Below are 19,156 nucleotides of genomic sequence, written 5' to 3'. Positions count from 1 at the left end.
GGCATGACGGTTGAATCCTGCTGCCTGGGATCATCCGGCGCGCTTTTGGTTCGCGGGCACCGGTGATTCAGGGCAGAAAGTACTGCAGCAGATCATTGAGAAACAGCTGACCTTCACGGGTCGCCGCCAGGCGCGTCGGGTCCTTTTGCAGCATGCCGCGTTGCTCGACCTGGGCGCGGGCCTTGGCCAGCTGTTCGAGGGGCAGGCCGGTGCGCTGGCTGAACAGTTCGGCGGCGCAGCCATCGGTCAGGCGCAGCACGTTGATCAGGAACTCGAACGGCAGTTCGTCCGCACTGAGGACGCGCTCGCCAGCGCTGTATCGCTTGGCGGGGTCGAGGTAATCCTTGGGCAGGCGGGTTTTCCAGGTGCGGCTGATGCGCCCTTGCGGGGTGCTGAGCTTGCCGTGGGCGCCGGCGCCGATGCCGAGAAAATCACCAAAGGTCCAGTAATTCAGGTTATGCCGCGCCATGCGGCCGGGCTGCGCGTAGGCCGAGACCTCGTACTGGGCGTAGCCGTGTTCGGCGAGCAGCGTCTGGCCGGCTTCCTGGATGTCCCACAGGGTGTCGTCTTCGGGCAGCACCGGTGGCTGGTTCCAGAACACCGTGTTCGGCTCCACCGTCAGCTGATACCAGGACAGATGGGTCGGCGCCTGGGCGATGGCGATGCGCAGGTCGCCCAGGGCGTCATCCAGGGACTGATCCGGCAGGCCGTGCATCAGGTCCAGGTTGAAGTTGTCGAAGCCGGCGGCACGGGCCATGTCGGCGGCGCGAATCGCTTCGTCGCCATCATGGATGCGGCCCAGAGCCTTGAGCTTGTCGGCCTGGAAGCTCTGCACACCGATCGACAGCCTGTTGATGCCCAGGCGCCGATACGCGGCGAACTTCTCCTGCTCGAAGGTGCCGGGGTTGGCTTCCAGGGTGATCTCGATATCGCCGGCGAACGGGATGCGCCGCTCCACGCCTTCCAGCAGGCGGCCAAGGGCCCTGGCGGAAAACAGGCTGGGCGTGCCGCCGCCAAAGAAGATCGAGGTCAGGGGCGGCCATGAGCCTGCTGCAGATCACTGTCGAGATCGGCGAGCAACGCGTCGACGTAGGCCTCTTCCGGCAGGTTGGGGCCGGCGGCGTGGGAGTTGAAATCGCAGTAGGGGCACTTGCGCACGCACCAGGGAATATGGATGTAGGCCGCCAGAGGCGGCAGCTCAAAGCTGCAAGCTGCAGGCTGCAAGTTGTCCGCGGCGTTTTCACTTGCAGCTTGTGGCTTGTGGCTTGTGGCTTTCATAGCCCCAAACGTTGCTTGAGCAACTTCATGGCAATGGCGCGGTGGCTGAGCTGGTTCTTGTCGGCCGGCGGCAGCTCGGCGCTGGAGCACTGGCGCTCCTCGACCCAGAACAGCGGGTCGTAGCCAAAGCCGTGCTCGCCACGGGCTTCGTGGAGTATGCGGCCGTGCCACAGGCCTTCGCAGAGGATCGGCAGTGGGTCGTCGGCATGGCGTACCAGGGCCAGGCAGCAGACGAACTGGGCGCCGCGCTCGGCGTCCGGCACATCCTTGAGGGCCGCCAGCAGCTTGGCGTTGTTCGCCGCATCGCCCTGGCCATCGGCGTAGCGGGCCGAATAGATGCCCGGCGCGCCGCCGAGATAGTCCACCGCCAGGCCGGAGTCGTCGGCCAGTGCCGGCAAACCGGACAGGCGCGAGGCGTTGCGGGCCTTGAGAATGGCATTCTCGACAAACGACAGGCCGGTTTCCTCCGGCTCCACCTGGCTGAATTCAGCGACCGAGCGCAGGCGCACGCGGTCGCCGAGCATGGCTTGCAGTTCCTTGAGTTTGCCGGCGTTGTGGCTGGCGAGGACGAGTTCTGGGAAAGGCATCATGGCTCCGGAAAGAGTTCCTGGTTGAAGTCCAGGCGCTGGCCGTTCACCTGCAGGTTGAACAGCAGCACCTCACGGGATTCGAGGGGAAACTGCGCCAGGTACGAAACGAATTCGCCTTCGCGCTGCTCGATGAAGGTCAGTGCCTGGCCGTGGCCAAGCACGTTCTTCACCTCGCCGCTGACCGCCGCCGCGGTGGATTTGCCACCGCGCAGCACGCTGATGTTCAGCACGCCCAGTTGGCCACTGCGCACCAGACCGCTGGCCCTGGCGATCTGCGGCTGCAGGTAGCTGGCGTTGAAGGCGCTGTAATGCACCTGCAGGTCACCAAGGCGCTGCATGCGCTCGGCGGCAGCGGCCGACAGGCTCAGACTCAAGGCGATCAGCAGAGTGGAGATGCGCATGGCGCGACCTAGTTGGCAATGCGCACGTCGTGCGCGTTGTGACCGCTGATGCGGTAGATACCGATCTCGCCCAGCAGATTCGGCCAGGCGCGACTGGCCCAGCCATGCCGGTGCTCGCGGTCCACGGCCAGGCGGTCGAGTACCCGGGCGCTCTGCTGGTGGCACAGGCGCTCGAAGTCCTCGAAGGTGCAGAAATGGATGTTCGGGGTGTTGTACCAGGTGTAGGGCAGGAAGTCGGAAACCGGCATGCGGCCCTTGCTGGCCAGGTACCAGCGGCAGCGCCAGTGGCCGAAGTTGGGGAAGGTGATGATGCAGGTCTTGCCGACGCGCAGCATCTCGGCCAGCACCTTGTCGGGAAAGTGCAGCGCCTGCAGCGACTGGGTCATGACCACCACGTCGAAGCTGTCGCTGGCGAAGTTGCCCAGGCCTTCGTCGAGGTTCTGTTCGATGACGTTGACGCCCTTGCCGATGCACTGGGCGATCTTGTCCGGGTCGATCTCCAGGCCGTAGCCAGTAACCTGCTTGTTGGCGCCCAGCCAGGCGAGCAGTTCGCCGTCACCGCAACCCAGGTCGAGGACGCGGCTGCCGGCGGGAATCCATTCCTGGATGATCTCTAGGTCGGCGCGCATGCTTATACCTCGATCCGTTTCATGTAGCTGGCAAAACCCTGCAGGTAGCGGGGGATCGGCATCAGGAAGGCGTCATGGCCCTGGGGCGCGTCGATTTCCAGATAGCAGACGTTCTTGCGGGCGGCGAGCAGGGCATCGACGATTTCCCGCGAGCGGGCCGGCGAGAAGCGCCAGTCGGTGGTGAACGACATCACGCAGAAGTCGGCCTGGGCCTTGGCCAGGGTCTTGGCCAGATCACCGTCGTGCTCGGCGGCCGGGTCGAAGTAGTCCAGCGCCTTGGTCATCAGCAGGTAGGTGTTGGCGTCGAAACGCCCGGAGAACTCCTCGCCCTGGTAGCGCAGGTAGCTCTCGACCTGGAACTCCACGCTGTGGAAGTCGTAGTTGAGCTTCTCGTTCTTCAGGCCGCGGCCGAATTTCTCGCCCATGGCGTCATCGGACAGGTAGGTGATGTGGCCGACCATGCGCGCCAGCATCAGCCCGCGCTTGGGGATCACGCCCTGGTCCTGGAAGTGCCCGCCGTGGAACTCGGGGTCGGTGAGAATCGCCTGGCGCGCCACTTCGTTGAAGGCGATGTTCTGCGCCGAGAGTTTCGGTGCCGAGGCAATGGCCAGGCAGTGGCGCACGCGCTCCGGGTAGCTGATCGTCCATTGCATGGCCTGCATGCCGCCCAGGCTGCCACCGACCACCGCGGCCCACTGGCCGATGCCCAGCAGGTCGGCCAGGCGGGCCTGGCTGTTGACCCAGTCTTCCACGGTCATCACCGGGAAGTCGGCGCCGAACGGTTTGCCGGTCGCCGGGTTGGTGTCCGACGGGCCGGTCGAGCCATTGCAGCCGCCCAGGTTGTTGAGGCTGACGACGAAGAAGCGGTTGGTGTCCAGCGGCTTGCCGGGGCCGATGCAGCTGTCCCACCAGCCCGGCTTGCGGTCATCGGCACTGTGGTAGCCGGCGGCGTGGTGATGGCCGGACAGCGCGTGGCAGATCAGCACCGCGTTGCTGGCATTGGCGTTGAGCTCGCCGTAGGTTTCGTAGATCAGCTGGTAGTCGGCCAGGCTGCGGCCGCAGGCCAGCGCCAGTGGCTCGGCGAACCTGGCGATCTGCGGCGTCACCAGGCCAACGGAGTCTTGAGGAAAAACAGTCGACATCGACTCTGCTCGGCTAGGTAGGTACGAAAAAGAGCAGCAGTCTAGCAGGCCGTTGAAAAACTACCTACGTTGCCATTGCCGCGTAAAAAAACAGCCTCAAAATGCTCATTTACAGCACGTAAACTGCGCTTTTTCGGCTGTTTTTGTGGGGCCGCCCAGGCCTTGCACTGGCTGCCTCGCCTACGTTTTTCAACGGCCTGCTACAGAGCGCGCCTGTCAGCGGCAAGGAAACTGCTGGCCGCGCTGGCCGAGCCTGCTAGCGAGGCCTTTGCCGCTGCAGGCTACTCGAGGTTGCCGACCGGGCGTGGCATGCCCTTGAGGGTGACCACCTTGGCCTGACGCTGGATGGGCGCCGGGCGGCGCATCACGCGCAGCATGTCGCCGGCCTGGGCCAGCTGCCCCTTGAGCTCCTCGGCATACTGGGCCAGCTGTTGATGGCGCTGACGCCCGTGCTGGGTGTCCTGGGCCAGGGCCTTGAGGCGCAGCATATGGCCTTCCAGCAATTGCTTGTGCTCCAGGGTGTGCTGCATCAGCGGCATCAGCGCCTCGTCGGCCCAGCGCTCGGCATCACGGCGCAGCCGGCGGTGCAGGCCGATGACTTCCTGCACCAGGGTGGCGAAGAAGCGCCGGCCGAGGCTGCGCTGCTCGGTCAGCAGGGTCTTGAGGCGCAGGCGGAAGCGGTCGCCCTTCTTTTGCAAATGACGCAGTTCGCGCACGTAGCCCGCCAGCTCGAAACGCGGCGCATCGACCGCCTGCAGCGGATTTTCCTCGTTGTGCCGGCGGTAGATGGCCTCGACCATGCGGTTGGCCATGTCGGCATCGTGGGCCAGGCTGTGCAGGTCGTCCTCGACCGCGGTGAAGAAATTCAGGATCGACTGGTTGATGCCCAGGGTCGTCCAGGCGCCGTTGAGCTGGCGGCGCAGCTGGGCGAGGTGCGCTTCGAGCTTCTCCGCCTGGGCGGAGGTCTTCAGGCGCTCGCCCTGGTTGCGCAGCAGGCGCTGGTTGGTGCGCAGCGCCACCAGGCGCTTGTGGTGCAGGGTGTGATCGTCCTTGGTACGGCTGGTCAGCTCCATCAGCATCTGACCGTTGTCCTGGCGGCGCTCGTCGAGCAGCTCCAGCTGTTCGTTGACCTTGGCCAGGCGCAGGCCGAGCACGTGCTGGCTGTTGTTGAGCATGGCCAGCACCTGGCGCACCACACGCTCTTCGAGCAGCTGTTCCTTTTGCGCGACGATGCGCTCGCAGAGCAGCGTCTCCAGCTCGGCCATCTGGCTGCGCGCCAGCAGCGCCGGGTCCTGGCGCACCTTGGCGAGCAACGCCTGCTTGGCCGACAGCGGCAGGATGTCCCGGCCGGCAATGCCCAGGTGGCGGGCGGCCTGCATGCGCACCCGCTCGATGGCGTTGGCCACAAAGGCCTCGCCGGCCAGGTCGTCCCACAGCACGTCGATCTTGTTCAGCACCGCGTACAGACAGCCCTGGCGCTCCTCGTCGAGCGGTTGCACATGTTGCTGCCAGATATCCAGGTCGCTGGCCGTCACGCCGGTGTCGGCGGACAGCAGAAAGATCACCGCCTGGGCGCTGGGCAGCATCGACAGGGTCAGCTCCGGCTCGCAGCCCAGGGCATTGAGGCCTGGCGTGTCGAGAATACGCAGGCCCTGGCGCAGCAGCGGGTGATCGAAGTTGACGATGGCGTGGCGCCAGGCCGGTACCAGCACCTGGCCGGCTTGTTCGGTGCTTTCCAGGTTGTCCGGGTGAAAGCCCAGGGCGATGGCCTTCTCCACCGGCATGCGCTTGCTGGCGGCGACCTGGGCGAAGGCCTTGGCCATGCCGTCCGGGTCGCCGGTGTCCAGGGCGACATTCACCCAGTGGCGCGGCGTGCGCTTGAACTGCGCCACGCTGGCGTCGGCGATGCGTGTCTCGATGGGCAGCAGGCGGATATAGGGCTGCGCGGCGCCCGGATCGAAAAGGATCTCGGTCGGGCACATGGTGGTGCGCCCGGCCTGGGAGGGCAGCAGGCGCTGGCCGTATTCGGAAAAGAACAGGCTGTTGATCAGCTCGGTCTTGCCGCGGGAGAACTCACCGACGAAGGCCAGGGTGATGTGGTCGGTGCGCAGCAGGCGCAGTGCCCGCTCCAGGCGCGCCTCGACGCCCTCGCTGCTCAGCCGGTTATGGGCCAGCCAGCTCCGGTAGCGAGTGATCTCGCGAACCAGTTCGCGCTTCCAGGCGACGTAGGCATCGACCTGTTCACTGAGACGTTCCATGCTCATTGGTGGGTTCCCTGACAGGGCATCGGCGTTGATGCGGGCTGCCAAGCATTATGGGAGGGCGCGCGGCGGCGTCAATGGCGGCTGCTCGTAATGGTACCTGATGGTCGTTCAGGCCGGGCGAGCGGTCAGGCCGAGTTCGGCGGGCAATAGGGCGGGCGCCTGGATACGCACGCGCTTCTGGCGGCTCTGCTGGCCACTCAGCAGGCTGACCTGGCTCTTGGCGACGCCAAAGGCGTTGGCCAGAAAGGCCAGCAGCTGTGCATTGGCCTTGCCGTCCACCGGCGGGGCGGTGAGGCGAATCTTCAGGCGCTCGCCGTGCAGCCCGGCGAAAACGTCATTGCTCGCCTTGGGCTGCAGGTGGCAGTCGAGGATCAACGCAGCGCCGTCCCAGCGGAAGAACGCCACCGCTTTTAGATCGCCAGGCTCAGGCCGCTGAACATACCGGTGCTGATCGCCAGGTTGCGGATCACCAGCATGTCGATCAGGTTGAGGATCAGGAACGCCACGATCGGCGACAGGTCCAGGCCGCCGAGGTTGGGCAGGATGCGGCGGATCGGTGCCAGCAGCGGCTCACAAATCTGGTTCACCAGCAATGCAGCCGGGTTGTGGGTGCCCTGGGCGACCCAGGAGAGGATCACGCTGATGATCAGGGCGAAGAAGAACACCTTGAGCAGCAGGGCGGTGACGCCAATGATCGACCACACCAGGATCAGCAGCGGATCGCCGACGCCGACGCCCATCAGCATCAGGGTCAGGGCCATCAAGATGAACTGCACGATCAGCGCCAGCACCAGGGAGGCCAGGTCGAGGCCGCCGATGCTCGGGATGATGCGGCGCAGCGGCTTGAGGAGCGGGTGGGTGGCGCGCACGATGAACTGGCTGAGCGGGTTGTAGAAGTCCGCGCGGACCAGTTGCAGGATGAAGCGCAGCAGCACGATCAGCAGGTAGAAGCTGCCGATGGTCTGCAGGATGTAAACGGCTGCGGTGTTCAGACCGATCATTGATTGTCTCCTTATTGACCCAGTTGTTCGGCCAGCTCGGCCGAGCGCCGGTCGGCGGCCGCGACGGCCTGCTCGACCAGGGCTTCGAAGCCGCCAGCCTGGAATGTCTTGATCGCCGCCTCGGTGGTGCCGGCCGGCGAGGTGACGCGGCGGCGCAGCTCGGCGGCGTCGACGTCGCTGTTCAATGCCATCTGCGCGGCGCCCAGGGCGGTTTGCATCGTCAGCTTGGCGGCGACGCCGCGGGGCAGGCCGAGCTTCTCGCCGCTGGCGGTCATCGCCTCGATCAGCAGGAAGAAGTAGGCCGGGCCGCTGCCGGACACGGCGGTGACCGCGTCGATCAGTTTTTCCTCGTCCAGCCACACCGCCATGCCGACAGCGCTAAGCAGTTGCTCGGCCTGCTGGCGCTGTTCGCCGCTGACCTGGGCATTGGCGTACAGGCCGCTGGCGCCCAGGCGCAGCAGCGACGGGGTGTTGGGCATGCAGCGCACGATGGCGCGCGGGCCGAGCCAGTTTTCCAGGCTGGCGCTGGTGATGCCGGCGGCAATGGAGACGATCAACTGGCCGGCCTGCACATGGGGCGCCAGGTCCAGGCATACGTCCTTCATGACCTGGGGCTTGACCGCCAGGACGATCACGTCGGCGTCACGGCAGGCCTCGGCATTGCTGGCCACCACGTCGATACCCTGTTCGGCGGCGATCTTCTCGCGTTGCTCGGCGCCACGGTCGCTGGCGCGGATGGCGCCCGCCGGCAGGCCCTGGGCGAGCAGCCCGCCGATCAGGCTGGCAGCCATGTTGCCGGCGCCGATAAAGGCGATGCGGGGAGTGGTCATGGTGAGGTTCCTGTCTAGAGGGTCGATATCGGTGATTCAGGCCTTGCCGTAGTCGCGTTCGCCAAACAGCGCCGTGCCGATGCGCACCCAGCTCGCGCCCTCGGCGATGGCCGCTTCGAGGTCGTGGCTCATGCCCATGGACAGGGTGTCGAGATCGAGGTTCAGGCCGTCCCGCAAGGCGCGCAAGCGAGCGAAGGCAGCCCGTTGGGCGGTGGCGTCGTCGGTGGGCTCGGGGATTGTCATCAATCCGCGCAGGTGCAGGTTGGGCAGTTGTGTAACCGCCTGTGCCAGAGCCGCGAGCTCGTCGGGGCGGCAGCCGGACTTGCTGGCCTCACCGCTGACGTTGACCTGCAGGCAGATGTTCAGCGGCGGCAGCTCGGCCGGGCGCTGGGCACTCAGGCGTTCGGCGATCTTCAGGCGATCCACCGAATGCACCCAGGCGAAGTGCTCGGCGATGGGGCGGGTCTTGTTGGACTGGATGGGGCCGATGAAATGCCAGGTCAGCGGCAGGTCGGCGAGCAGCGCCTGCTTGTCGAGGGCTTCCTGCAGGTAATTCTCGCCGAAATCCCGCAGGCCGGCCGCGTGGGCCTCGCGAATCGCTCCGGCGGGCTTGGTCTTGCTCACCGCCAGCAGCCCGACCGAGGAAAAATCTCGCTGCGAGGCTTGCGCCGCCTCACGGATCCGCACACCGACCTTTGCAATATTCTCTGCTATCGTGGACATTACCTGCGCCTGCCGCCTGAGCGTTTCTGCGGGCCCCACGGTGTTCTGCCAAGGGCGTGCTCGCGCAGCCGCCTGGTGATCCCCCAAGGCCCCTATCCTTAAGTTACGCGGCATTCTACCGTCATTAGGGAGTCCCATGGATATCACCGAGCTGCTTGCCTTCAGCGCCAAGCAAGGCGCGTCGGACCTGCACCTTTCCGCAGGCTTGCCGCCGATGATCCGGGTCGACGGCGATGTACGCCGGATCAACCTGCCTGCCCTGGATCACAAGCAGGTGCACGCGCTGATCTACGACATCATGAACGACAAGCAGCGCAAGGATTTCGAAGAGTTCCTGGAGACCGACTTCTCCTTCGAAGTGCCGGGGGTGGCGCGCTTCCGGGTCAACGCCTTCAACCAGAACCGCGGCAGTGGTGCGGTGTTCCGGACCATTCCCTCGAAAGTTCTGAGCATGGAAGACCTCGGCATGGGCGAGATCTTCAAGAAGATCTCCGACGTGCCGCGCGGCCTGGTGCTGGTGACCGGGCCGACCGGTTCGGGCAAATCCACCACCCTGGCGGCGATGCTCGACTACATCAACAGCAACAAGTACCACCACATTCTCACCGTCGAAGACCCCATCGAATTCGTTCACGAGTCGAAGAAGTGCCTGATCAACCAGCGTGAGGTGCACCGCGACACCCACGGCTTCTCCGAAGCCCTGCGCTCGGCACTGCGTGAAGACCCGGACATCATCCTGGTCGGCGAGATGCGCGACCTGGAAACCATCCGCCTGGCGCTGACCGCCGCGGAAACCGGTCACCTGGTGTTCGGCACCCTGCACACCACCTCCGCCGCCAAGACCATCGACCGGGTGGTCGACGTGTTCCCGGCCGAAGAGAAGTCCATGGTGCGCTCGATGCTTTCCGAGTCGCTGCAGGCGGTAATTTCCCAGACCCTGCTGAAGAAGATCGGCGGCGGTCGGGTAGCGGCCCACGAAATCATGATCGGCACCCCGGCGATCCGTAACCTGATCCGCGAAGACAAGGTGGCGCAGATGTACTCGGCCATCCAGACCGGCGGTGCGCTGGGCATGGAGACCCTGGATGCCTGCCTGAAAAGGCTGGTTTCCAAAGGCCTGGTCAGCCGTGAAAGTGCCCGTGAGAAAGCCAAGACACCGGAAAATTTCTGAGAATCTATTCACGATCAGCTGCGCGTCGGCGCTACTGCGTTAAAAACAAGCTCGGAATGCTCATTTACCACTCGTAAACTCCGCTTCCTCGCTTGTTTTTGCCTTGTATCGCTCTAGCTCGCAAGATCGTGAACAGATTCTTGGCCCGACCGGCGGATAGCCATCCGCCGGCAATTGAACATCGCGCCAGCGCATTTAGGTAAGCACCCATGGAATTCGAAAAACTGTTGCGCCTGATGGTCGAGAAGGGCGGCTCCGATCTGTTCATCACCGCTGGCGTGCCGCCGTCGATGAAGGTCAACGGCAAGATCATGCCGGTGACCAAGACCCCGCTGTCGCCGGAAATGACCCGTGAAACCGTGCACGGGGTGATGAACGAGCAGCAGCGCCGGGATTTCGCCGAAAACCATGAGTGCAACTTCGCGATCAGCGCCCGTGGCATTGGTCGCTTCCGGGTCAGTGCCTTCTACCAGCGCAACCTGGCCGGCATGGTGCTGCGCCGTATCGAGACCAACATCCCGACGCTGGACGACCTCAAACTGCCGGAGATCCTCAAGAAGCTGGCGCTGACCAAGCGCGGCCTGGTGCTGTTCGTCGGCGCCACCGGTACCGGCAAGTCCACTTCCCTGGCGGCGATGATCGGCTACCGCAACAAGAACAGCAGCGGCCATATCATTTCCATCGAAGACCCGATCGAGTATATCCACCAGCACCAGAACTGCATCGTCACCCAGCGCGAAGTGGGTATCGACACCGACTCCTTCGAAGTCGCGCTGAAGAACACCCTGCGCCAGGCGCCGGACGTGATCCTCATCGGTGAGGTGCGGACCCGCGAGACCATGGACCACGCCGTAGCCTTCGCCGAGACCGGCCACCTGTGCCTGGCCACCCTGCACGCCAACAACGCCAACCAGGCGCTGGACCGGATCATCAACTTCTTCCCGGCGGACCGGCAGAACCAGGTGTGGATGGACCTGTCCCTGAACCTCAAGGCCATCGTCGCCCAGCAGCTGATCCCCACGCCCGACGGCAAGGGCCGCCGCGCGGTGATCGAGGTACTGATCAACACCCCGCTGGCGGCTGACCTGATCCGCAAGGGCGAGGTGCACGAACTCAAGGCGCTGATGAAACGCTCCACCGAACACGGCATGCAGACCTTCGACCAGGCGCTCTACAACCTCTACAGCCAGGGCGAGATCACCTACGAAGACGCCCTGCTGTACGCCGACTCGGCAAACGACCTGCGCCTGATGATCAAGCTCGGCTCGGAAACCGACGGCGAGCACCTGACCAGCGTTTCCCAGGGGCTGTCTTTGGAAATCAGCGACGAGGATCAGGGGCGGCGCTTCCGCTGATCGCTGGGCTGCTTGGCTCGTACAGAACGAAACCCGCTTCGGCGGGTTTTTCGTTGGTCACTCGGGGCTGCCTATGCGGCAGTAAAATGCCGGCTTCTGCTCACCGCTTACAGGGTACGGTTTCTGAGCTGCCTACACGGCAGCTTAGAAATGGTGCACCTGCTCGAGCACGATCAGCACCACGTTCACTGCCGCGTAGGCAGATAAGAAAAGAACAAGGCAGAGCTGTGCTGGCTGGCCAATGTTCACTGCCGTATAGGCAGCACTTTCTCCGCATCTGCATGGATACGTTTTCCCGGCTGGGCGGCGACTGCCTGGGCCTGGCCGTCAGCCTGGGCGCCGGCGCGAGCCTGGCTCATCAGGCGGGGAATCAGCGGGCCTTCGGGCAGGTTGCGCCAGAAGCGCACCGGCATATTGGTTTCCAGCACGCTGCGATTGAGCCGGGCCGGGTTGAAGGTGCTGCCATAGTAGGCCAGCCACATCGCTTCGTTGCGGTCATCGGTACCCTGGGCCAGTTGCTGCCATTGCGGTGGGCAGGGGTCGGCGTGGTGCAGCTTCTCGCCATCCCAGTACACACCGTCGTCCGGCGTGGCGATCAACCAGGTTTGCCGGCCAAGGCGCTCGGCGAAGTGCCCCGAGGCGCTGGCGAGGATGTCGTGGGCCGGTTCGTGCCAGGCCACCAGTTCCGGCCCGCCGGCGCTGGCGTCCCGCGGCTTGAAGCGCAGGAAGGCGTGCAGGTGGTGCGCCTCGCGACGGACCGCCTTGAGGCGGGCGTGCAGTTCGCTGCCATCGATATCACCCGCCAGCATGGCGGCCTGGTCGCCGTTGGCGACGCGCCAGAGGATGCGGTACAGCAGCGCCCAGCGCTGGGCGCAGCGAAAGCGTGCGGCGCTTTCCAGCTGATCGATCAAGGCGCGCGGTACGCGCACCGGGCGATCAGCCGCCACGGCCGGTTGCGGCTCGTCCAGCTGGCCGAACAGGTCGTGATTTTCCTGGCTGTCCTGCACCCAGCTCAGTTGATGCGGGGCCATGCCGCGGCGCAGCTGCGTTCTGGCCGCGTCTCGCCAGCCAGCGAAGCTGCCGTCGAAACACACCGAATGCATCACCACAGCCCCATCTGCTGCGGCGCTTCGCTCAATTGCTGACGCAGCACCAGGGATTCACGGGTCGCCTGAGCCGGGCGATAATCCTGGGTGACGATGAACGGCTTGGCCTTTTCCAGCACGCAACGCAGGCGGCCGACGTCCGCGAAGCGGATGCGTTTCTGCCGGCGCAGGGCGACCAGGCGCTGGGCGCTGAGCACGCCGATGCCGGGGATGCGGGCGATCAGGGTCACGTCGGCGCGGTTGAGGTCGACGGGAAAGTGCTGGCGATTGTTCAGCGCCCAGGCCAGCTTGGGGTCGATATCCAGGGCCAGGTTGCCGGGGCCGTCGAGCAGCTCGGTGGCCTTGAAGCCGTAGCCGCGCATCAGGAAGTCCGCCTGGTACAGGCGGTGTTCGCGCAGCAGCGGCGGCGCCTCGAAGGGCACGCTCTTGGGGCTCTGCGGAATCGGGCTGAAGGCCGAGTAATAGACACGCTTGAGGCGAAAATCGCCATACAGCGACTGGGCGGTGTGCAGGATGGTGCTGTCGTCGGTGGCATCGGCGCCGACGATCATCTGCGTGCTCTGCCCGGCCGGTGCGAAGGCCGGCGCGCGTTTCTCGCTGTCGGCCTCCTCGACGCCATTGCGAATGGTGCCCATGGCCTGCTTGATCGGCGCCACGCTCTTTTCCGGTGCCAGGCGGATCAGGCTGGTTTCGGTGGGCAGCTCGATGTTGACGCTGAGGCGATCGGCGTAGCGGCCCGCCTCGGCGATCAGCTCAGGGGAGGCATCGGGAATGGTCTTGAGGTGGATGTAGCCGCGAAACTCGTGCTCTTCGCGCAGCAGCTTGGCAACCCGGTTGAGCTGCTCCATGGTGTAGTCGGCCGAGCGAATGATGCCGGAGCTGAGAAACAGCCCGCTGATGCAGTTGCGGCGGTAGAAATCCAGGGTCAGGGTGACCACTTCCTCGGGTGTGAAGCGTGCGCGGGGCACGTCGCTGGAGCGGCGGTTGACGCAGTACTGGCAATCGTACAGGCAGAAATTGGTCAGCAGGATCTTCAGCAGGGCGACACAGCGCCCGTCCGGTGTGAAACTGTGGCAGATGCCCATGCCGTCGGTGGCGCCCATGCCGCTCTGGCCTTTCGAGCTGCGTTTGGGCGCGCCACTGCTGGCGCAGGAAACATCGTATTTGGCGGCGTCGGCGAGTACCGTGAGCTTTTCGATCAATTCCATGGGTAACGATTCGATAGCTGTATTTATGTACAGTATTCAGTAAGCCCCCGGCCCCCGCAAGGTCGTCTCGTCGGTGACAGGCGAAACCTGCGCCGCCATCATGGATCGAAGCGAATCAACCTATATGACTGGAGAATCCGATGCAGCGTCCTGACACCCACAGCAAGATCATCGGCTACCTGCTGTGGATCTTCGGCTTTCTCGGTGCGCACCGCTTCTATTACGGCAAGCCGGTGACCGGCACCATCTGGTTTTTCACCCTGGGCCTGCTGTTCATTGGCTGGATCATCGACCTGTTCCTGATCCCGGCGATGGACCGGGAAGCGGACCTGCGTTTCACCTCCGGTCGGATCGACTACAACGTCGCCTGGATCCTGCTGACCTTTCTGGGCATCTTCGGCGCGCACCGCATGTACCAGGGCAAGTGGATCACCGGGATTCTCTATCTGCTGACTGGCGGCCTGTTTCTGGTCGGCGTGCTCTACGACCTGTGGACGCTGAATAACCAGGTGTCGATCGAGAATGCGCGCAATGGATAGGTTTGCTGGAAGGTGAAGCCAGGCATCGCTGCCGGCCCTTGTGGGGCGACAGGATGCCTGGTTGATGCGGATTATTTCGCGGGCATGGCCCGCTCCCACATCAGCCAGCCGGTGGTAGATCAGCCTTTGAAGCTGATATGCCCGTCCACCAGGGTGTAGCGCACCTGGCCGGGCAGGCAATGGCCAAGGAAGGGACTGTTGCGGCCTTTGGAGTACCAGCTTTCGCCGGCCACAGTAGAGGCCTGTGGGTCGAACAGCAGGATATCCGCCGCACCGCCCTGCTTGAGTTGGCCGACCGGCAGGCGCAGCGCCCGGGCCGGGCCGCTGCTCAGGCGTGCGAGCAGGGTCGGCAGATCCAGCAGGCCGTCCTGTACCAGGGTCATGGCCAGCGGCAGCAGCAGTTGCACACCACTCATACCCGGCTCGGTCTCGCCGAACGGCGCCAGCTTGGCGTCGAGTTCGTGGGGCTGGTGATGGCTGGAAACGGCGCTGATCACACCGCTCTTCACCGCCTCACGCAGGCCATCGCGGTCGGCGCGGGTGCGCAGCGGCGGCTGCACGTGATAGAGGCTGGAGAAATCAATCAGCGCTTCGTCGGTGAGGATCAACTGGTACAGCGCCACGTCGGCCGTCACCGGCAGGCCGCGGGCCTGGGCATCGGCGATCAGCTGGGCACCGCGGGCACTGGTCAGCTGGCTGAAGTGGGCACGCACGCCGCTCTGCTCGACCAGCAACAGGTCGCGCGCCAGGGCCACGGTCTCGGCGGTTTCCGGGATGCCCGACAGGCCGAGGAAACTGGCAGTGGCGCCTTCGTGGGCCAGGCCGCCTTCGGCGAGGTCGTGATCCTGAGAGTGGAAGATCACCGTGAGGTCGAAGGTGGCCGCGTATTCCAGGGCGCGGCGCAGGGTGCGTGCGTTGCGGAAATTGTTCAGGCCGTTGCCGAACGCCACGCAGCCGGCATCGCGCAGGGCGACCAGCTCGGCCAGTTGCTCGCCATCGAGCCCCTTGCTCAGGGCGCCAATCGGAAACACCTTGGCGTGGCCGGCTTCGCGGGCGCGGTCGAGGATCAGCTCGGCCACCGCCGAGGTGTCCAGCACCGGCTTGGTGATCGGCGGGCAGCACAGGCTGGTCACGCCGCCAGCCGCCGCGGCCAGGGTTTCGCTGGCGATGCTGCCCTTGCGGCTGTAGCCGGGCTCGCGCAGGGCGACGGACAGGTCGACCAGGCCGGGCGCCGCGACCAGGCCGCTGGCGTCCAGGGTCTGGTCTGCTGCGAAACCGGCCGGCGCCTGGCCGATGGCGTTCAGCTTGCCGCCTTCTATATACAGATCGGCGACCTGATCGAGGCCGCTGCCCGGGTCGATGACGCGGGCGCCGAGGATACGGGTACGCATCAGTTGTGCTCCTCAGCGTTGAGTTGGCGTTGCGCGTTCTGGCCGCTCATGGCCATGGACAGCACGGCCATGCGGATGGCGATGCCGTAGGTGACCTGGTTGAGGATCACCGACTGGGGGCCGTCGGCCACCGCCGACTCGATCTCCACGCCGCGGTTGATCGGCCCCGGGTGCATGACCAGGGCATCGGGCTTGGCCAGCTTGAGGCGCTGTTCGGTCAGGCCGAACAGGCGGTAGAACTCGCCCTCGCTGGGCAGCAGGCCGCCGGTCATGCGCTCGCGCTGCAGGCGCAGCATGATCACCACGTCGACATCCTTGAGGCCTTCGTTGGCGTCGCTGAACACCCGCACGCCGTAGCTTTCTTCCAGGCCGATGGGCAGCAGGGTCTTCGGCGCGATCACGCGGATGTCCGGGCAGCCGAGGGTTTTCAGCGCCAGCATGTTGGAGCGCGCCACCCGCGAATGCAGGATGTCGCCGACGATGGCCACCGAAAGGTTCTCGAAGCTGCCCTTGTGGCGGCGGATGGTCAGCATGTCGAGCATGCCCTGGGTCGGGTGCGCGTGGCGGCCGTCGCCACCATTGATGATCGCCAGGTTCGGGCACACGTGCTCGGCGATGAAGTGCGCGGCACCGGAGCCGGCATGGCGCACCACGAAGATGTCGGCGGCCATGGCTTCGAGGTTGCGCAGGGTGTCGAACAGCGTTTCGCCCTTGCTGGTCGAGCTGGTCGACACGTTGAGGCTGATCACGTCGGCGGACAGGCGCTGGGCCGCCAGCTCGAAGGTGGTACGGGTGCGCGTGGAGTTCTCGAAGAACACGTTGCATACCGTCTTGCCGCGCAGCAGCGGGACCTTCTTCACGGCGCGGGCACCGACTTCCAGGAAGGAGTCGGCGGTGTCGAGGATTTCCGTCAGCAGCTCGCAGGGCAGGCCGTCGAGGGACAGGAAATGGCGCAACTGGCCCTGGTCGTTCAGTTGCAGCGGGCGCTTGGCATCGAGTGCGGTCATTGCGGACGGCCTTGGTCGGAAAGCGTCTGGAGTTCGAGGGTGAAGGGCGCGGGGCCGGACAATTTTACCCGCTGATCGGCCGCCAGCGACAGCGTCGCGCCGACCACGTCGGGGCGGATCGGCAGTTCGCGGGCGTCCAGGTCGAGCAGGCTGACCAGGGTCACGCTGGCGGGGCGGCCGTAGTCGAACAACTCGTTCAGCGCGGCGCGGATGGTGCGCCCGCTCATCAGCACGTCGTCGATCAGCACCAGGTGCTGGCCTTCGATCTCGAACGGCAGCTCGGACGGCTGCACCTGCGGATGCAGGCCATTCTGGGTGAAGTCGTCGCGGTAGAAGGACACGTCGAGCACGCCGAGCGGCTCGTCGCGGCCTAGCTGTTCGAGCAGCGCCTGGGCCACCCACACGCCGCCCGTACGGATGCCGATAAAGCGAGGCGTGGCGATCTGCCGGCGGTTCAGGTGGCTGCTCAGCGAGGTGGCCATCTGCGGCAGCAGGTCGGCGGGGTTGGGTAGGCTCATCTAAAGCTCCTTGTGGCCGGGTCAGCCCAGGCAGTTTTCTTCCAGCCAGCCCTGCAGCAGCAGGGCGGCGGCCAGGGCGTCGACCGGGCGCTGGCGGTAGCCGCCGGTTTGCCCCTGTTGTAGGCGCTCGCCCTTGGCAGCGTAGGTGGTCAGGCGTTCGTCGTGGGTGAAGACCGGCAGGTTGAAACGGCCATTGAGGCGGCGGGCGAACTTCTCGGCGCGCTCGCTCATGTCGCTCGGTGTGCCATCCATGTTCAGCGGCAGGCCGACGACGATGGCGTCGGGCTGCCACTCCTTGATCAGCGCTTCGACCTTCTGCCAGTCCGGTACACCGTTCTGGGCCTTGAGGATGCACAGCTCGCGGGCCGAGCCGGTGATCGGCTGGCCGACGGCGACGCCGATCTGCTTGGTGCCGTAGTCGAAGCCGAGCAACAGGCGCAGCGATTGTTTATCGACCTCGGCCATCAGGCGTGGCCCGCCTGGGCGGTGAGCAGGTTGAGGTCGATACCGAGCAGTGCGGCCGCGGCGCCAAGGCGCTGGTCGTAGGGGGTTTCGAAAAGAATCGCCGGGTTTGCCGGGCAGGTCAGCCAGGCATTGTCGGCCAGTTCGGCCTCCAGCTGGCCGGCACCCCAGCCGGCATAGCCGAGGGCGATCAGGTGACTGGCCGGGCCGTGGCCTTCGGCGATGGCGAACAGCACGTCTTGGGAAGTCGACAGGCCCAGCTCGCCCAGGTTGACCGTGGCCTGGAACTGCGGGCCCTCGGGGTGCAGGACGAAGCCGCGATCGGTCTGCACCGGGCCGCCGCTGAAGATCGGCAGGCTCTGGCACAGTGCCGCGGGCTGGCTATCGGGGCGCAGCTGCTCGAGCACGTCGGCCAGGTTCAGGCCGTTGGGGCGGTTGATCACCAGGCCCATGGCACCCTGGTCGTTGTGATCGATCAGGTAGATCACGGTGTGCGCGAAATTCGGATCGTCCATGTGCGGCATGGCGATCAGAAAGTGGTGTTTGAGAATGCTCGGGCTGGCGTCTTTCATGGCCGCTAGTTTGAAGCTGCGCGGCGCAAGCTACAAGCTGCATGTACGGTCGAAAACCCTGGGGCCTCTTCAGTTGCTCGACAGGCGGTCGCCACGCTCGAAACGCCAGGTGCGGATGATCTCCAGACGGTCGATGTCGGCCAGATCGCCAGTGAACGGCGCGTAGGGCGCGGCCAGGCGCACGATGCGCATGGCGGCCTGATCGAGTACCTGCTCGCCGGAGGACTCCAGCACCATCACTTCGTACAGGCTGCCGTCGCGGTTGATCGACACCAGCAGGCGCAGGCTGCCGTGGATCTGCCGGCGGCGCGCGTCGTCCGGGTAGTTGAGGTTACCGATGCGCTCGACCTTCTTGCGCCACTCGTCCTTGTACCAGGCGCCCTTGTCGCGCATGGTCGAGGCCGCATTGAGACGGTGGATCTTCGGCCGTTTGGCGTACTGCTGCACCTGGTCGGACAGCTCGGCTTCCAGGCTGGCGATCTCGGCGGACAACTGCGCGCTGTCGAAGGACGGCGCCTCCGGGCTCGGCGGCGTCGGCTTGGTTTCCTCGCGCTTGGCCGGCGCCTTCTGCTGTTGCGGGGCGCGGGTGGTCACCGCGGCTTTCGGCGCTTCGGGCTTGACGGCTGGCGGTGGCGGCGCGGCGGCGGGCGTTACCTTGCGCACTTCGGTGTCCTGGAAGGGCGCCTGTTCGGTGGTGGTCGGCGCCGCTTTCTTGTCCAGGGTGCCGCTGCCCTGCTGGTTGTCCTGGGCGAGGAAGTCCGCCTCCTTGGGCTTTTCATCGCTCTTGAAGGTGGACAGGGTGATTTCCAGGGTCTTGCTGATCTGCCCGGGCTCGGCGAAGGTGAAACCGACGCCGAGAATCAGCGCGGCGTGTAGCACCGCCGCCAAGAACAGGGTGAACCCCAGCCGATCCGCCGGGCGAACGCCGGAGGAGTTGAGATCGGGTGGGGTGGCTGTGGCGTTCATCAC

The 19,156-nt window shown here is 65.4% G+C and carries 20 protein-coding genes and 1 pseudogene; 3 read left to right on the top strand and 18 right to left on the bottom strand.

Annotated elements, in window-relative coordinates; translation table 11 throughout:
• Window positions 1–67: 67 nt before the first annotated feature.
• The 10 genes and pseudogenes from hemW to SA190iCDA_RS01280 form a co-directional block, all read right to left on the bottom strand.
• Window positions 68–1,278: pseudogene (gene hemW, locus SA190iCDA_RS01325) on the bottom strand (radical SAM family heme chaperone HemW).
• Window positions 1,275–1,868: an RdgB/HAM1 family non-canonical purine NTP pyrophosphatase gene (gene rdgB, locus SA190iCDA_RS01320; RefSeq protein WP_070885854.1), complete on the bottom strand. Its 594-nt coding sequence runs from the start codon at window positions 1,866–1,868 to the stop codon at window positions 1,275–1,277. The pseudogene hemW and the gene rdgB overlap by 4 nt, the downstream one beginning before the upstream one ends.
• Window positions 1,865–2,269 (bottom strand): DUF4426 domain-containing protein, encoded by a 405-nt coding sequence (locus tag SA190iCDA_RS01315; RefSeq protein ID WP_070885855.1) that lies wholly within the window; start codon window positions 2,267–2,269, stop codon window positions 1,865–1,867. Before SA190iCDA_RS01315 ends, rdgB begins: the two co-directional genes overlap by 4 nt.
• An 8-nt stretch (window positions 2,270–2,277) precedes the next feature.
• A complete protein-coding gene (gene metW / locus SA190iCDA_RS01310) occupies window positions 2,278–2,898 on the bottom strand; it encodes a methionine biosynthesis protein MetW (RefSeq protein WP_013789428.1) in 621 nt (206 codons plus the stop codon).
• Between the two features lie 2 nt (window positions 2,899–2,900).
• Entirely contained in the window at window positions 2,901–4,040 is a 1,140-nt protein-coding gene (gene metX, locus SA190iCDA_RS01305; RefSeq protein WP_070885856.1) for a homoserine O-succinyltransferase MetX, read from the bottom strand.
• A 281-nt stretch (window positions 4,041–4,321) separates the two neighbouring features.
• On the bottom strand, window positions 4,322–6,304 hold the full coding sequence (locus tag SA190iCDA_RS01300; RefSeq protein ID WP_070885857.1) for a dynamin-like GTPase family protein: 1,983 nt from the start codon (window positions 6,302–6,304) through the stop codon (window positions 4,322–4,324).
• Between the two features lie 108 nt (window positions 6,305–6,412).
• The gene (locus SA190iCDA_RS01295; protein ID WP_070885858.1) at window positions 6,413–6,709 is read right to left on the bottom strand and encodes a DUF167 family protein; all 297 of its coding nucleotides are present in this window, start codon (window positions 6,707–6,709) and stop codon (window positions 6,413–6,415) included.
• Between the two features lie 5 nt (window positions 6,710–6,714).
• Complete coding sequence (locus tag SA190iCDA_RS01290) at window positions 6,715–7,305, bottom strand: YggT family protein (RefSeq protein WP_070885859.1); 591 nt, start codon at window positions 7,303–7,305, stop codon at window positions 6,715–6,717.
• A gap of 11 nt (window positions 7,306–7,316) precedes the next feature.
• Complete coding sequence (proC, locus tag SA190iCDA_RS01285; RefSeq protein ID WP_070885860.1) at window positions 7,317–8,135, bottom strand: pyrroline-5-carboxylate reductase; 819 nt, start codon at window positions 8,133–8,135, stop codon at window positions 7,317–7,319.
• 36 nt (window positions 8,136–8,171) lie between these two features.
• On the bottom strand, window positions 8,172–8,858 hold the full coding sequence (locus tag SA190iCDA_RS01280) for a YggS family pyridoxal phosphate-dependent enzyme (RefSeq protein ID WP_070885861.1): 687 nt from the start codon (window positions 8,856–8,858) through the stop codon (window positions 8,172–8,174).
• A gap of 136 nt (window positions 8,859–8,994) precedes the next feature.
• Between SA190iCDA_RS01280 and SA190iCDA_RS01275 the strand changes: the two genes are divergently transcribed.
• Both SA190iCDA_RS01275 and SA190iCDA_RS01270 read left to right on the top strand, forming a co-directional pair.
• Window positions 8,995–10,029 (top strand): type IV pilus twitching motility protein PilT, encoded by a 1,035-nt coding sequence (locus SA190iCDA_RS01275; RefSeq protein ID WP_070885862.1) that lies wholly within the window; start codon window positions 8,995–8,997, stop codon window positions 10,027–10,029.
• A 209-nt stretch (window positions 10,030–10,238) separates the two neighbouring features.
• A complete protein-coding gene (locus SA190iCDA_RS01270) occupies window positions 10,239–11,384 on the top strand; it encodes a PilT/PilU family type 4a pilus ATPase (protein WP_070885863.1) in 1,146 nt (381 codons plus the stop codon).
• A 245-nt stretch (window positions 11,385–11,629) separates the two neighbouring features.
• On the opposite strand, the gene SA190iCDA_RS01265 is transcribed toward SA190iCDA_RS01270, so the two are convergent.
• A complete protein-coding gene (locus SA190iCDA_RS01265) occupies window positions 11,630–12,487 on the bottom strand; it encodes a TIGR03915 family putative DNA repair protein (RefSeq protein ID WP_070885864.1) in 858 nt (285 codons plus the stop codon).
• Window positions 12,487–13,698: a putative DNA modification/repair radical SAM protein gene (locus SA190iCDA_RS01260; RefSeq protein ID WP_070885865.1), complete on the bottom strand. Its 1,212-nt coding sequence runs from the start codon at window positions 13,696–13,698 to the stop codon at window positions 12,487–12,489. The genes SA190iCDA_RS01265 and SA190iCDA_RS01260 overlap by 1 nt, the downstream gene beginning before the upstream one ends.
• 140 nt (window positions 13,699–13,838) lie before the next feature.
• Between SA190iCDA_RS01260 and SA190iCDA_RS01255 the strand changes: the two genes are divergently transcribed.
• The gene (locus tag SA190iCDA_RS01255; protein WP_070885866.1) at window positions 13,839–14,237 is read left to right on the top strand and encodes an NINE protein; all 399 of its coding nucleotides are present in this window, start codon (window positions 13,839–13,841) and stop codon (window positions 14,235–14,237) included.
• A gap of 119 nt (window positions 14,238–14,356) precedes the next feature.
• Here SA190iCDA_RS01255 and SA190iCDA_RS01250 read toward each other — a convergent pair whose 3' ends face one another.
• From SA190iCDA_RS01250 to SA190iCDA_RS01225, 6 genes are all read right to left on the bottom strand, one after another.
• Window positions 14,357–15,628: a dihydroorotase gene (locus SA190iCDA_RS01250; RefSeq protein WP_070885867.1), complete on the bottom strand. Its 1,272-nt coding sequence runs from the start codon at window positions 15,626–15,628 to the stop codon at window positions 14,357–14,359.
• Complete coding sequence (locus SA190iCDA_RS01245) at window positions 15,628–16,635, bottom strand: aspartate carbamoyltransferase catalytic subunit (RefSeq protein WP_070885868.1); 1,008 nt, start codon at window positions 16,633–16,635, stop codon at window positions 15,628–15,630. Before SA190iCDA_RS01245 ends, SA190iCDA_RS01250 begins: the two co-directional genes overlap by 1 nt.
• Complete coding sequence (gene pyrR, locus SA190iCDA_RS01240) at window positions 16,632–17,153, bottom strand: bifunctional pyr operon transcriptional regulator/uracil phosphoribosyltransferase PyrR (protein ID WP_070885869.1); 522 nt, start codon at window positions 17,151–17,153, stop codon at window positions 16,632–16,634. Before pyrR ends, SA190iCDA_RS01245 begins: the two co-directional genes overlap by 4 nt.
• A gap of 21 nt (window positions 17,154–17,174) precedes the next feature.
• Window positions 17,175–17,618, bottom strand: coding sequence for a Holliday junction resolvase RuvX (ruvX, locus tag SA190iCDA_RS01235; protein ID WP_013789443.1), 444 nt, complete (start codon window positions 17,616–17,618; stop codon window positions 17,175–17,177).
• On the bottom strand, window positions 17,618–18,187 hold the full coding sequence (locus tag SA190iCDA_RS01230; protein WP_070885870.1) for a YqgE/AlgH family protein: 570 nt from the start codon (window positions 18,185–18,187) through the stop codon (window positions 17,618–17,620). The genes ruvX and SA190iCDA_RS01230 overlap by 1 nt, the downstream gene beginning before the upstream one ends.
• Before the next feature lie 69 nt (window positions 18,188–18,256).
• Window positions 18,257–19,153 carry an energy transducer TonB gene (locus SA190iCDA_RS01225; RefSeq protein ID WP_070885871.1) on the bottom strand — a complete coding sequence of 299 codons (897 nt, stop codon included), beginning with the start codon at window positions 19,151–19,153 and terminating at the stop codon, window positions 18,257–18,259.
• Between the last annotated feature and the right edge of the window lie 3 nt (window positions 19,154–19,156).

This window comes from Pseudomonas argentinensis (assembly GCF_001839655.2).
Lineage (GTDB): Bacteria > Pseudomonadota > Gammaproteobacteria > Pseudomonadales > Pseudomonadaceae > Aquipseudomonas > Aquipseudomonas argentinensis_B.
This window is presented reverse-complemented; position numbering and strand designations above follow the sequence as displayed.

Excerpts from the sequence above, each read along its gene's own strand:
- rdgB (WP_070885854.1), bottom strand. The coding sequence starts at position 1,868 with ATGATGCCTTTCCCAGAACTCGTCCTCGCCAGCCACAACGCCGGCAAA.
- SA190iCDA_RS01315 (WP_070885855.1), bottom strand. The coding sequence starts at position 2,269 with ATGCGCATCTCCACTCTGCTGATCGCCTTGAGTCTGAGCCTGTCGGCC.
- metW (WP_013789428.1), bottom strand. The coding sequence starts at position 2,898 with ATGCGCGCCGACCTAGAGATCATCCAGGAATGGATTCCCGCCGGCAGC.
- metX (WP_070885856.1), bottom strand. The coding sequence starts at position 4,040 with ATGTCGACTGTTTTTCCTCAAGACTCCGTTGGCCTGGTGACGCCGCAG.
- SA190iCDA_RS01300 (WP_070885857.1), bottom strand. The coding sequence starts at position 6,304 with ATGAGCATGGAACGTCTCAGTGAACAGGTCGATGCCTACGTCGCCTGG.
- SA190iCDA_RS01290 (WP_070885859.1), bottom strand. The coding sequence starts at position 7,305 with ATGATCGGTCTGAACACCGCAGCCGTTTACATCCTGCAGACCATCGGC.
- proC (WP_070885860.1), bottom strand. The coding sequence starts at position 8,135 with ATGACCACTCCCCGCATCGCCTTTATCGGCGCCGGCAACATGGCTGCC.
- SA190iCDA_RS01280 (WP_070885861.1), bottom strand. The coding sequence starts at position 8,858 with ATGTCCACGATAGCAGAGAATATTGCAAAGGTCGGTGTGCGGATCCGT.
- SA190iCDA_RS01275 (WP_070885862.1), top strand. The coding sequence starts at position 8,995 with ATGGATATCACCGAGCTGCTTGCCTTCAGCGCCAAGCAAGGCGCGTCG.
- SA190iCDA_RS01270 (WP_070885863.1), top strand. The coding sequence starts at position 10,239 with ATGGAATTCGAAAAACTGTTGCGCCTGATGGTCGAGAAGGGCGGCTCC.
- SA190iCDA_RS01265 (WP_070885864.1), bottom strand. The coding sequence starts at position 12,487 with ATGCATTCGGTGTGTTTCGACGGCAGCTTCGCTGGCTGGCGAGACGCG.
- SA190iCDA_RS01260 (WP_070885865.1), bottom strand. The coding sequence starts at position 13,698 with ATGGAATTGATCGAAAAGCTCACGGTACTCGCCGACGCCGCCAAATAC.
- SA190iCDA_RS01255 (WP_070885866.1), top strand. The coding sequence starts at position 13,839 with ATGCAGCGTCCTGACACCCACAGCAAGATCATCGGCTACCTGCTGTGG.
- SA190iCDA_RS01250 (WP_070885867.1), bottom strand. The coding sequence starts at position 15,628 with ATGCGTACCCGTATCCTCGGCGCCCGCGTCATCGACCCGGGCAGCGGC.
- SA190iCDA_RS01245 (WP_070885868.1), bottom strand. The coding sequence starts at position 16,635 with ATGACCGCACTCGATGCCAAGCGCCCGCTGCAACTGAACGACCAGGGC.
- pyrR (WP_070885869.1), bottom strand. The coding sequence starts at position 17,153 with ATGAGCCTACCCAACCCCGCCGACCTGCTGCCGCAGATGGCCACCTCG.
- ruvX (WP_013789443.1), bottom strand. The coding sequence starts at position 17,618 with ATGGCCGAGGTCGATAAACAATCGCTGCGCCTGTTGCTCGGCTTCGAC.
- SA190iCDA_RS01230 (WP_070885870.1), bottom strand. The coding sequence starts at position 18,187 with ATGAAAGACGCCAGCCCGAGCATTCTCAAACACCACTTTCTGATCGCC.
- SA190iCDA_RS01225 (WP_070885871.1), bottom strand. The coding sequence starts at position 19,153 with ATGAACGCCACAGCCACCCCACCCGATCTCAACTCCTCCGGCGTTCGC.